The 14,010-nt window shown below is 33.8% G+C and carries 8 protein-coding genes; all 8 read left to right on the top strand.

Annotated elements, in window-relative coordinates; translation table 11 throughout:
* Positions 1-18 precede the first annotated feature (18 nt).
* On the top strand, positions 19-1,440 hold the full coding sequence (locus IMCC3317_RS07095; protein WP_160128836.1) for a DUF1302 family protein: 1,422 nt from the start codon (positions 19-21) through the stop codon (positions 1,438-1,440).
* Between the two features lie 96 nt (positions 1,441-1,536).
* Positions 1,537-3,273 carry an aspartate aminotransferase family protein gene (locus tag IMCC3317_RS07090; RefSeq protein WP_160128835.1) on the top strand — a complete coding sequence of 579 codons (1,737 nt, stop codon included), beginning with the start codon at positions 1,537-1,539 and terminating at the stop codon, positions 3,271-3,273.
* A 21-nt stretch (positions 3,274-3,294) separates the two neighbouring features.
* Entirely contained in the window at positions 3,295-7,068 is a 3,774-nt protein-coding gene (locus IMCC3317_RS07085) for a beta-ketoacyl synthase N-terminal-like domain-containing protein (protein ID WP_228054975.1), read from the top strand.
* Between the two features lie 43 nt (positions 7,069-7,111).
* The gene (locus IMCC3317_RS07080) at positions 7,112-8,038 is read left to right on the top strand and encodes an NAD(P)-dependent alcohol dehydrogenase (protein WP_160128833.1); all 927 of its coding nucleotides are present in this window, start codon (positions 7,112-7,114) and stop codon (positions 8,036-8,038) included.
* A 79-nt stretch (positions 8,039-8,117) separates the two neighbouring features.
* Positions 8,118-10,676: an efflux RND transporter permease subunit gene (locus IMCC3317_RS07075; protein ID WP_160128832.1), complete on the top strand. Its 2,559-nt coding sequence runs from the start codon at positions 8,118-8,120 to the stop codon at positions 10,674-10,676.
* A 12-nt stretch (positions 10,677-10,688) separates the two neighbouring features.
* Positions 10,689-11,591, top strand: a complete 903-nt coding sequence (locus IMCC3317_RS07070) for an outer membrane lipoprotein-sorting protein (RefSeq protein WP_160128831.1) — start codon at positions 10,689-10,691, stop codon at positions 11,589-11,591.
* A gap of 197 nt (positions 11,592-11,788) precedes the next feature.
* A complete protein-coding gene (locus IMCC3317_RS07065; RefSeq protein ID WP_160128830.1) occupies positions 11,789-13,066 on the top strand; it encodes a GMC family oxidoreductase N-terminal domain-containing protein in 1,278 nt (425 codons plus the stop codon).
* Positions 13,067-13,266: 200 nt separating this feature from the next.
* Complete coding sequence (locus IMCC3317_RS07060) at positions 13,267-13,995, top strand: SRPBCC family protein (protein ID WP_160128829.1); 729 nt, start codon at positions 13,267-13,269, stop codon at positions 13,993-13,995.
* Positions 13,996-14,010: the final 15 nt, after the last annotated feature.

Genomic DNA, 14,010 nt, shown 5'->3' with positions numbered 1-14,010 from the left:
CTAAAAATGGAGTTTAAAATGATAAAATCATTTATCCTTATTCTAATCTGTTTCACTCTTTGTGGACAACTAGTTGCTCAAACACCAACTGAGCCTGTAAAAACGAAGGATTCAATTCCTAAAAATGAACCTATTGGAGTTGATATGTTAAACATTGACATGTTAGGTACTGATAGTGAGCAGACTTCAGATACAGTAAATACTGAAGATCAAACTGAATCCAAAAAATCCTTTTGGAAAGAATATATCTTCAGTCCGATGCGATTAGGTATTGGGTATGAATTCACGTATGATTTTACCGATCCTACAGAAGTTATAAAAAATAGGGTTGCTTTTCGTTTAGAATATTCAAAATTTTTATTCAATAACTTATTTGTTCAGTTAGATACAAAAGTATTCGCTTTTCTGGGAGGAGATAGTAGAAGCCGAAATTTAAACTACTTTTCTAATGATGAAGCCAATGAAACTAAACTTGCTTTTGGTTCCATAACTCGGAATGCTTTCGTGCAATACAGCTTCAAGCAAAGTAGTATAAAAGTAGGAATTCAAACACTAGCTTGGGGAGAATCGGATTTTGCGGCTGTTACTGACGAAATAAATCCGTTTGATTTTCGCGATCCTTTAAACTTGAATATTGACGAGTTGCGACTTGGACAGTTTATGGTTGCTGTAAATCTCTATTCAACTATTGGGAATTGGAGCGCATTTTTTGTGCCAGATGCCAGGTTCAATGAGCTTCCGAAAGAAGGTACACGATTTTATGTAGATCCTTATGAAGGATTAAACGTTACAGTTGAAGAAGAAGATCAAGGTGGAAATGATTTTGAATACGGATTGCGTTGGAAAAAGACGTTTGGAAAAAGTGATGTAAGCGTCATAATTACGAATCTAATCGATAATAACTTAGCACAACGACAAGTAAATTCCGACTTAATTCTATCAAGTAAAACACGCTATACTACCATAGGTTCAACTTTCAATTATGCGGTTGGGAATCTTCTAATAAAAGGAGAAGCTGCCATAAAGTTTCCTAGAACATATACTACCACCGACCTTCAATTAATAGAACGCAATGCTTTTGATGCAACACTAGGTTTTGAATATGCTCCAAATAGTACCACGACATTTGGTTTAGAATTGGTAAACAATCATGTAATCAATTGGACTGATGAAATTGCAGGCATTGCTAAAAATGATTACACAGCTTTTGTGATCGTCACCAAAACACTGATAAAAAATAACCTATCATTAAACTATATATCCATGTTTAATGGTCCAAATACTACTTTTTTCAACTTGCTTTCGGGAGCTTATAAACTAAACGACAACATGACGGTATCACTGGATGCAATTATCCCTATTGCAAGAAAAGAAGAAAGTGCTTTTTACCAATACCGAGATCAACAACACTTAGCTTTTAAATTGCTAGTACAGTTTTAAGAAAAGGATCAAATCAAACTCAAAAATAACAACCAAATACTCATAACTCACAGCAAGCTTTTTTGCTGGTGACCAAATTCATTAAATACTACGCATATGCAAACATTAGATAATGAAATAGCAGAAAAAATTCTATCAAAAAAAATAGAAAAGGCAGAAGCCATGCGAATCTTTGATGGTTTATCTGAAAGTGACAAACTAGAACTCATCTCAAAGATTAAGTCTAAATTAATGGATACTTCAGGCGGAGCTACTTCGTCAAAAAGACTCAAGCCTTTAGATCAAAGAGATTTAGAAGATTCACACAGATCATTTATCGAAAAGCTTACGGAATCGTATGAGAAGTTTGTATATAAATCGAAACAAAACATTCCAAAAAACCATTACCATTTTGTAGATCAAAGAAGAAACTTTCATCTCATTAAAGAACTAAAACAAATGCACTTTCAAGTTACGTATGAGAAAGCAGATGGTGCATACATTCATGATATTGATGGAAATAAATATATTGATATCTCAGGAGATATGGGCGTAAATATATTTGGACATAAACCAACTTTTATGGTTGATGCTGTAAAAGCGGCACTTGACAGAGGTATTCCATTAACAGGATATTCTGAAACAATTCATAATGTAACAAAACTTATTAGTGAGCTCACAGGTCATGATCGTGTACTATTTACACAATCGGGAACAGAAGCAGTAGTAGTTGCTACCAGAATGGCGAGAGCTGCAACGAACCGAAAGAAAATAGTACTTTTTGATGGAGCGTATCACGGATTATCTGATGTAGTGATGGTCATGAGAGGTATGCAAGGAGAAAGTTTAGCCGCCGGACCTGGAATGCTTCAAGAATTTGCAGATCAAATCATCGTATTAAAATATGGAGACAAAGAATCGCTGGATATTATTGAGGCGCAAGCCGATGAAATTGCTGGTGTTTTAGTAGAACCAGTACAATCAAGACACATATACAACAAGCCTGTCAAGTTTTTGAATGAATTGCGAAACCTTACTATAGAAAAGGACATTCCGCTAATTTTTGACGAAATGATTACAGGTTTCAGAGTAACTCCTAAAGGTGCGCAAGGCGTTTTTAACATTACACCAGACATATCTACTTACGGAAAAATTCCTGGAGGTGGTTTGCCAACTGGTTTAGTTGCAGGTTCAAAAAAATACATGGATTTAATTGATGGCGGAACTTGGGAATTTGAAGACGATTCTATGCCGAAATCAAAAAGAGTAGGAATGGGAGGAACACATTCACAAAATCCACTGAAAATAGCAGCTTCTTATGCGACAATGAGCGAGATAAAGCGAAGAATGGAAGTTAGCAAAAATTGCAATTATTTTTCTAATGATTGTGAATGTCTTTATTGTAAGCTAAATATCAAAACCATGCGAATGGTTGAAGAGCTCAATCAGTTTTTTATAGAAAACAATTTGCCAATTACCATTGACATTTTTGGTTCGCTATTCCGCTTCCGATTTGTAGATAGTTATTGGGGAATCACAGAAGCGCTCATGTTTCTTTTAATGAGAATGAATGGTGTTGAAACCAATATTCAAGGAAACTGCTTCTTAACAACAGCGCACAATCAAGAAGACATACGGAATATTATTGATGCTGTTAAGAAAAGTTTAAAAACTTTAATCAAAGAAAACTTCTTTTACGAAGCAAAAATAGAACCTCAAATAGAAAGTGTTCCCGTTGCAATGCCAAAGCCAGTAGTTAAAACTGCGCCTAAAAATGAAGTCAACATTGGGAATTCGCAACTACAACAATTAAAAGATCTCCTATTAAGAGATTTGAAAAAAATAAGTCAATAAAAATTTATAACTCCAAGAAAAGTGGTAGAATCAAACGTACTAACGCAGGTAAAAAATATAGTTTCAAAAACGCTGAAAATTTCTTTGGAAAAATTAGATGTAGATGCTGATTTCGACAATTTCGGTATCGATTCTATCATTGCAATGGAATTGATGTCAAATTTGTCAAAGGAAATGGACATTTCCGTTACGCCGGCACAATTCACCGAAGTAAACACCATCAAAGAACTCGCTGATATTATTGAGCAAACAAAAGCTGCCAATAGTGACACTGTTGTTGAAGTTGAGGCTGTCAAAATTGAGGAAGTAAAAGAAGCTCCGCAACGACAAATTGAAACTGAAGTGAAGCAAGCTACAAAGCAACGCCAACAAGTGCCAGTTCGCAGAAGTAGCTCGAATAGAAGTAACGATTCTAGTGGAGTAAACGAAAGTGTTCTAGATAAAATTCGTCAAGAATTCTCTATAGATTTAAGTTATCGAAAATTTAATTCTATCGAAGATATTGCCGATACATTAGTTTCTAGTCATTTGGACGAGTTACTCCAACATTACAATATAGTAGGAGAAGAAACTCAGGAAGAAGATACATTCGTAGAAAACAATAGCAGTCATTCAACTGATTATGATACAGTAACTTACGTGGGATCAGGCGATATTGCAATTGTAGGAATCAGTTGTAACTTTCCAGATGCTCCAAATGCAGGTGCGTATTGGAATAATTTAATGGAACAGAAAAACAGCATGCGCGAAATACCAGCAACGAGATGGAACTGGAAAGAGCATTATGCTGAGGTTGCTACGGAAGGGAAAACAAACTCAAAATGGGCAGCATTAATTGAAAACCCTGATTGTTTTGATGCTAAATTTTTCGGAGTTGAAGCCGAAGAAGCCAAACTAATGGATCCGCAGGAACGTTTACTATTACAAGAAGTATACAAATCTTTTCAGGATGCAGGAATCAATCCAAAAGAATTAGCAGGAACAAATACTGGAGTATATGCGAGTTACGAATATTCAGAATATGAGCATTATTTACGAAACAATGTAGATCGTTTAGAACTTGGTGCCAACAAACCAGTCTTTTCATCTTCTAGTCCAACCTATTATTTGGCAAACAGACTTTCGTTTTTGTATGATTTTAATGGACCAAGCGAATCGTTTAATGTGAATTGTGCAGGTTCTGCTGTTGCTATTAACAGAGCATATCATTCTTTATTAGACGGAGAAAATGATGTTGCTGTTGTTGGAGGCGTTTCTTTAAATTTATTTGCAGACGATTATATCGCACTTTCCAAATATGAAATGTTATCGCCAAACGGAACTTGTGCTGTTTTTGACGACAATGCAAACGGTTTTACGCGTGGTGAAGGTGCAGCTTCTGTGGTTTTAAAAAGAGTATCGGATGCCGAAAGAGACAATAATAAAATTTATGGTGTCATTAAAAATAGTAATCAAAATAACAGAGGGAAAGCTAGATTTATGCAAGAAATTGACATAGAATCCATTGCCAATGTTATAAGCGATTGTTACAAAGATGCTGCTATTGATCCAAAAACGGTGAACTATATAGAAGTTGATGGATATGCTACAAAATGGGCAGATTCATTTGAATTTGAAGGTGTCAAAAAAGCTTTTGATAAAGTTGATTCAAAAGAAAAAAGTTGTGCTTTAGGAAGTTTAAAAGGAAATATTGGAAATCTTGAATCGGTAAACGGTTTGGCAAGTCTTATAAAACTTTCGCTGTCAATGTATAATAAAAAGTTTCCAGCTACCATTACAAAAAACAAAACAAATGCTTTTATAGATATTGACAATAAAAATCATCCATTATACATTGCAGATGCTGTAATTCCTTTTGATTCCATTCGAAAAGATGAACATTCTTTAATTAGAGCAGGAATCAATTCTTTTGCGGATACAGGTGTAAATGTTCATATTTTAGTAGAAGAATACGATACGAATAACGCTGATGCTGAAGTAGAAACTTCAACAGAACCACAACTTTTTATATTATCAGCAAAAGATACAGACAGACTTATTGAAACTGTCAACAATTACATAGCGCATTTTTCAGATGCTGACGAAAAATCGTTTACCAACACCATTTACACATTGCAACTAGGACGCGAAGCAATGGATGAGCGATTGGCAATTACAACGTCTTCTTTTCAAGATGTATTGAAAAAATTAAACTCAGTAAAAAACAGTCTCAGTCAAGGAAAAGTTGCATTAGAAAAAGATGGAATTTTCTACAGATCAGCAAAGCAAACTGATGAAAGTCCACTAAAAGGAATTTTCAATGACGACATGGCAAAAATGTTGATTCAGGATACAAAACAAGCAGATCGCTTACAAAAACTCGCAAGATTATGGATTGTAGGTTTAGACGTTCCTTGGAAATTACTTTGGGAACATAAAACGGCGCGTCCAACATCTTTACCATTATATCCATTTTATAATAACAGACATTGGGCAGAACTATCAGGCAATGATAATTCAACTCCAAAACCAGTATTAAACGGAAAGCAAAAAGAACCTAAAGTAGTTGCTAAAGTTGAAACAATGAAAAAGGCAGTACAGCCAGAATGGTTTATTTACATGGCTGAAGGTGCAAAAGAGGATGAAAATTCATTTAGTTCTGTTGAAAAAATGGAATTGTTTTTACAACAAGAAATTGCATCTATACTAAAGATTTCTGCAAAAGATGTAGATAAAAATTTAGATTTTATGGAACTAGGATTAAATTCTATTGACATAGGAACTTTTGTATCCAACACCATGAATTTGCTTCATGTGACATTATCTCCAGCGATTATATTTAATAATACAGAGATTAATAGTCTTGCTCGTTATTTAAGCGAAACATATGCTGAAAAAGTTGCTAATTTATCAGTAACTAAAGATGCGCATAAAGCAAAAAGTGCACAGATTGCAAATGCTGGCGCAATACATGATGAATTACCGATTGCGGAAAGAGTGCTTATTCCACTACAAACAACAGGAAAGCAAACACCTATTTTTGCAGTTTCTCAAGGCGGTAATGGAACAACCCTAGCTTTTCAACATTTAGTGCATGCATTTGGCAACGATCAGCCTTTTTATGGACTTGAATTTGCGATGGAAGCTAACCAATCTGACGCAATCACAATTAAAAATATTGCAGAAACTAATATAGAGGCAATTAAGAAAGTACAACCAAAAGGTCCATACCGTTTATTAGGCTATTCAAATGGAGGAATGATTGCTTTTGAAATGACTAAAATTTTATTAGAGAAAGGTGAAAAAATTGAATTATTAGGTTTTTTAGATTGTTTGTCTCCTTTGCAACCTGTAATTGATATGGTTGATGAAATTATTGGTGCGTTTAAAGAGAAATTTATATCACCATCAGGAGAAAAAATTCATTTAGATGCGGACAAAATGAAAAGTATGTCAGGAAAAGATCGCATTAGTTATCTGCATGAAGCTATTACAAAAAATGGTTTTTCGATTCCTAAAAAGCAATTTGAAGATACATATGAAATTCTTATTACTATGGATACTGCTTGTAGAGCATACAAACCTTCTAAAATATCAGAAAAGGTAAATAACATATTGTTTCGTGCAACCAAAGGTTACATGGAAGGTTATAAAAAATTAGTACAGGATTATGGTTGGAATAAATTATTCTCCAATAAAATACAAATCAGTCACATTGATGCAAACCATTTTTCAATAACGGACAAAGAGCCAAGTATAGAAATTGCTAAAAAGATCAATGCTTTATTAAAGAAATCTCAAAAAACAAATTTATAAATGATAGACTGTTCTAAATTACTTAACAATTCGAGAATCATATATGAAAGCAGTTGTAGTTACTAAATATGGTCCGCCGGAAGTTCTTCAAATGAAAGAAGTTGAAAAACCCACACCAAAAGACAACGAGGTACTCATAAAAATATGTGCAACCACAGCGCATTTCGGAGATACACGAATTAGAAGGTCAGTTCCGTTTTTGGTAATAAGATTAATATTCGGCTTTTTTAAACCCAAAAAAAACTTGATTCTTGGTGTAGAAGTTTCAGGAGTTATTGAAGCAATTGGAAAAAATGTAACATTATTTAAAGAAGGAGATAAAGTATTTGGCTTAACTGGTTATAGATTAGGAGCGTATGCGGAATACTGTTGTTTACCAGAAAAAGTAAAAGATGGAACTCAAGAGAATAAAGGAGTAATTATCAAATTACCTAGTAATTTATCTCTTAAAGAAGCTCCGGCTGTACCATCTGGTGCACTTACAGTCATAAAAAATCTGCAAAAAGCAAAAATAAAAAATGGTCACGAAATATTAATAAATGGTGCATCTGGAAGTTTAGGAACCTATGCTATACAACTCGCAAAACACTACGGAGCCACAGTTACGGCGGTTTGTAGCGAAAAAAACTTTGAATTAGTAAAATCTTTAGGAGCAGATAAAGTACTTGACTATACAAAAGAAGAATTTACAAACAGACCTGAAAGATACGATATTGTATATGACGCCGTAATGAAGTCGACCCGAGGAAAATGTAAAAAAATCCTAAAGAAAAACGGAACTTTTTTAAATAATTATTGGCTTTCTAGTATAAAAGAGGCAGATGTATCAATTATGATCGGTTTTATTGAGAATAATACAATCAAACCTATCATTGACAGAACGTATCCACTTAGTGAAATTGTAGAAGCACACAGGTATGTTGATACCGAACGTAAAAGAGGAAACGTTATCATAACAATTCAAGATTAATACAAAAATAATTCAACTCAATTCATTAAAAATTAAATCATAACTCAACTAACTTAAATAAATCACTAAAACTTATTTTATGAAGAATATACTTAATCCCATCTCGCGCTTTATTGGTAAAGTCCCAGAAAAGGTTCTAAAAAGAAAATTCCTTTATCTATCTCTTTTTATTGCAGCTACGGCGTTTCTAGTGTATGGTCTAGGCAATTTGAAAATGGATATGACCATCGAAGGATGGATTAGAGACGACGATCCTACAAAGATTGCGTTTAATAAGTATCATGCTCAGTTTGGAAGTGAAGATGGTGTATACATTGTATATAAACCAAAAGACGGAGATGTGTTTTCTGAAAAATCTTTACAAATAGTTAAAGGTATTCAGGACGATCTTCTTAACTATAGAGAAAGTTTAAAAGAAGGTGAAGAGTCGGCATTAGATCACATTGTAAAAGTAACTACGTTAGTGAATGCAAGAGTTTTAACGGTTGAAGACGACTTTTTGTTTGCGAGTCCTTTAGTAGGAGAAACAATACCAAAGAGTAAAGAGGAACTTGAAAAAATCAGGGAAATTGCCAAAAGTGAGAAACAATTTCCATTGCAGTATTTTTCAAAAGATATGACACACGGAGGAATTCATATTGAAACTGATTTTGGAGCGATTCTTATAGATGATAAAGAGGAGAAAGTAGGAGATTTAGTAATGGATACCGATTTGACTATGGAAGTAGTTGAGGCTACAGATGCTCCAATTCGTTTTAAACCCACCGATCAAGGAGATTACATAAAATTAAATGATGCTTTAAAGGAAATTCTTAGCAAGCCCGAATATGCCGATCATATGGAGTTTTATCCAGTAGGAAATACTCCTGCGGCAGAATATGACTTACTTATGGTTGAAGAAATGGGGAATCTATATTTGGCGGCAGTATTAATTATAATACTACTACTTTGGTATTTCTTCCGAAAATTTTCAGCGGTTTCATGGTCGTTAGTCATTGTTATATTGAGTACTATATGGACACTTGGAATCTCTGCTTTACTAGGATTCACCATTACTGGGTTCTTAATACTAACCATCTTACTTATTTTGACAGTTGGTGTAGCCGATTCGGTGCATATAATGTCAGGATACTCATTTTTGCGTACCAAAAAGGTCGAACATAAAACTGCGTTACAGAAAATTTATAGTAGTACAGGAACAGCTTTACTTTTAACGGCTACAACAAACATAGTAGGTATTCTTGCGCTAAATATAACTCCAGTAGTTCCAATCCAAACGTTTGCGATGATGTCTACTATGGGTATTTTTCTAGCCTTTTTCTTCACAATTTTTTTACTGCCTATACTGATAGATTTATGGAGCCCGTGGAGTAATCCAGAGAAGGCAAAAGTAACAATATTCACTAAAATTGGTGGTCTTTTCCCAAATGTTGCTAATAGAATGCAGAAAATACTTGTAAAGGTAGTACCATTTGTAGAGAAAAAACCTATTCATATATTGGTTGTGTTTACAAGTATTATTCTGATATGTATTTATGGAGCTACACAAGTAAAAGTCGATTCCAATATGCTTGATCAATATCCAGAAGATTCCCCATTCAGACAGAGTGTGGAAATTGCTGATGAACACATGATGGGAGCTTTCAGTATGGTAGTATTCCTTGATTTAGGTAAAGAAAATGCTTTTAAAGATCCAAAAGTCTTAAAGTCTCTAGATAACTTACAACGTGAATTTGAAAAAAAATACAGTAAGTATGTGGTAATGACTTCTTCAATTGCAGATGTTGCAAAAGATGCTTACAAAAAATTAAATGAAGGAAGAGAAGATAAATTTATTATTCCCGAAGATCCACAAGTACTTTCACAAACACTTTTCATGTTTAATAACGCCAATCCTGATGATAGAAAAAGACTCGTAGGAGATAATTTTCAAGCGGCAAATATTAAAATATCACTTCATAATTACGGGTCTTACGAATATAGTAAGGTTTTCAAAGACATGCAGAAAGATATTTCTGGCATGGTTAGTGAATTAAAGAAAGACTATACGGAAGCTACCGTTTCTATAACTGGTATTTTTGCACTTGCTATGCAAACAGCTGATTATCTTACAACAAACGAAGCGAAAAGTTTTGGGATTGCTCTTATAGCTATTTCTATCATACTTCTTTTGGTTTTTGGCTCCGTAAAAGTAGGAGCGGCAGCAATGTTCCCAAACTTACTTCCGGCTATTATGACATTCGGATTACTAGGTTGGCTTGGAGTATCACTAGATTTCTATACAATGATGCTAGCTCCTATAATAATTGGTATATCTGTTGATGATACTGTAACATTTCTTACTCAGTATCGTAATGAAGTTGTAAAAGATGGAAATATAAAAAGAGCACTGCGTGAAACAATGAAGGAAGCAGGTCAGGCATTAATGTTTACATCACTAGTTTTAGGACTTGGTTTTGGAATAATGTCTATAGCAGCTGCAACAGGAACTTCAAATATGGGGAAATTTGGATTCCTTGCTATTATGGTAGGTTTACTATGTGATCTATTCTTTTTACCAGCACTAATTATTGTTTTCAAATTATCATTTGGAGTAAAACTAATAGAAACAGAAACAGAAGAAGAAGTATTAATTTAAAAAAAGAAATTCATGAAATTACTTAAAAAAAGCTTACCTGTACTATTCATAATTTTATGCTTGTTTGCATCTTTGGAAGAGTCTCATGCCCAAAATGCAAATCAAATTATGGTGAAGGTAGATAGTGTGGAAAATTTCACCTACAACTCATCAGTCAGGAAAGCTCAATTTACTTCTTGTAGATATGAAATATCTGGAGGAAAATTAAAATGTAATAACAGCCCTAGAGTGGTTATTGTAGAAAGTGTGCACAAAGACTATCTTGTTGCACCTAAAAAGAAAAATGCCAAATCGCTTGACATGATTATTTTACCAATCGCTGACAAAGGCACTAACATGCTTGTATGGAAAGAAGCAGATCAAGACGATAATAATTTTTGGTTGTATTTGCCTGCATTGGGTAAAGTGAAACGTATTGCTTCAACGAATGATGGTGGAGAAACGGGAAGTGTTTTTGGAACTGAGTTCTCAATTGAAGATGTTTCGACAAGAAAAATTAAAGATTATACATATAAAATTCTTGGAGAAGAGACCTTAAATAATCGCCCAGTTTGGAAAGTAGAGTCTGTTCCAACAGCGCAAAGAGCAAGTAAAACATTTTATAGCAAAGCCATAAGTTTTGTTGATAAAGAACGATTCGTGATACTTAAAGATGAACTCTACGATCGCAATGGCAAACTCTTTAAACAATTAATTACTAAAAAAGTAGACAAAATTAATGGTTTTTGGATCGTTACACAATCAGCAATGATTAATCTCACAGCACGACGAATTACAAATTATGATGTATTATCAGCCGATTTTGATTTACAAATTGATGATGAGTTTCTTACACAAAGAGCAATGACAGATTTTGCATACAGAGAAAAGAAAATGAATGAATACAGAACATCTCTAAAAGAAGTTAAAAAATAGTAACGCTATATTTTCAACTCAATACCAACCAACCAAAAAATAATCTTTCAAAAACAAGATAAAGTTAGTCATTTAGTTTTCCAACGGGAAGCTAGATGACTTACTACATCATATTTTTCAAGCTTTTAGACAACCACAAAAGCTATTTCCTGTTTTTGATAAATTAGATACCTCTAATGTCATCTACTTAAACCATTATGACTGAACTAAATCAAAACAACCAGTACGACGCTATAATTATTGGTTCCGGAACCTGCGGTGCCACAATAGCGAAGGAGTTAGCTAAGCAAAAGAAAAAGGTGCTGATTCTTGAACGTGGAAAAACTGTTCTTTTAAAAGAATCTTTGTCAGGAATCGTTTCAATTATGAATGAAATTTCTGTTGGCAAAAAGTTAAAAGACATGAGAGCATTAACAACAGGAGGAACAACAGCTCTTTATTTTGGAGTAGCAGCACTTCCACCTTTCGATACTTTTTCATCACTAGGAATTGATCTTACTCAAGATTATGAGGAAGCAAAAAAGGAATTACCTATTAACTATCTACCTGATGAAATTTATGGAAATCAATCTCTTAAATTACGAGATAGTGCTTTAGAATTGGGATATTCTTGGGAAAAACAACTAATGTTGGTTGATCTATCAAAATGTAAATCAGGGTATTCTTATGAATCAAAATGGAAAGCAAAAAGTTTCGTAGATGATGCTATCGATGATGGAGCAACTTTAGTCAATAGAGCAGAAGTTACAAAAATAATTTTCGACAAAAACAAGGCGATTGGTGTTGAGTATAAATTTAAGGTAAGAGCAGTTGGGTCAACGCTATATCAGGCATTTGGCGAAAAAATAATACTTGCCGCTGGGATACATGCTTCACCAATGATTTTAAGAAATAGCGGTATAAAAAATGTAGCAAAAAATGGATTCTATTTTGATCCTAATATGGGTATTTTTGGATTAATTCCGGGTCTTAAATCGACAGATAATTTTGTAGGGACAATGCAGACTCATTTAGAAGATGATATCTCATTGGGAGACGCGAATGTTCAAAAACTTTTCTACAAAATTCTAACGGTAGCAATGTTCAAACCGAGACACTATTTCTCATTCTCCGATAACATTGGTATTGGCGTCAAGGTTGAAGAACCTATGGGAGGAGAACTTATGGAAAATGGAAAATATCATAAAACATTATCCCAAGAAGTATTGTCAAAACTTGACAGAGGAACTGAAGCAGCAATAGAAATTTTAAAAAATGCTGGAGCTAAACACATTATAAAAAGTCCATTAAGCCCAACAAGTGTTGGAGGAGCATTAAATATAAGCGAACACGTAGACAAAAATCTAGAAACAGAATTTAAAAACCTGTATGTCTGTGACCGTTCCGTATTACCCGATACCTATAGAAAACCGCCAACGCTTACATTAGTTTGTTTGGCAAAATACTTGGCTCGTCATTTATTGGCAGAGAATTAAATCTACGCTAAGTACCTAAAAAAATAATCATAAAATAAATAAACGGCCAAATCTGGCATGACTAAATACACTCTAAAAGTAATTTTCAAGACTCATTATTTTAATCTAACAAAATCAGAAACATCTTGAGTAAAAACACTTATAAGTGCGAAATCTAACTAAAAACAATTAAAATTTAATCTAACCAAAACGTGTATACCATGGAAAACGATAACCAACCAAAAAAGCCTAAAAAATGGAAAAGAATCCTAAAATATATTGGAAAAGGAGCATTAATACTAATAGGAATCCTTTTCCTTTACAATTGGTACTGGATAAATTCAGGATCAACTGAATGGCAACTAGAAATAGATAAAGATGGTGTGCAAATATATTCCTTAAAAGTACCTGGAGATAAAGTAGTAAAGTTTAGAGGTGTAATGAAAGGTAAATATACGTTAAGTCAATTAGCAGCACCACATCTAAAAGATCATACTCTTAAGACTTGTATAGAATGGTTTCCAAACTGTACCGGATGTGAAATTATTAGACCTTTTGACAGCATAAGACAATACGATATATCATTATGGACGCTGGATTTCCCAGCACCTTTTCAGCCTAGAGAACTACTCATAAACACATCGGTAATGCAAGACGAAAACAAAGTAGTAACCATTGATGTTGTGGCTGTACCTAATACAATAGATCATAATGAAGGCAAAGTACGCCTAGAAAGGATGCATAATGTTTGGAAATTTACGCCGCTTGGAAACGGTATGGTAGAATGTTCGCAAACGCAAGATGTATCTTTTGGAGGTCTCTTTCCATTTTTTATGTTGAATATAATTGGTGTAGATGCTAACTTTGAATTCATGCGTGATGAATTACCTAAGTTTTTGGAAAAAGAACAATATAAAAATGCCACATTCTCATTTATAGAAGAACAATAAGCAACATACAATCGG

The organism is Kordia antarctica, assembly GCF_009901525.1.
Taxonomy (GTDB): Bacteria; Bacteroidota; Bacteroidia; order Flavobacteriales; family Flavobacteriaceae; genus Kordia; species Kordia antarctica.
Note: the sequence above shows the minus strand (reverse complement) of the source record. Positions and strands in the feature narration are given on the sequence as shown.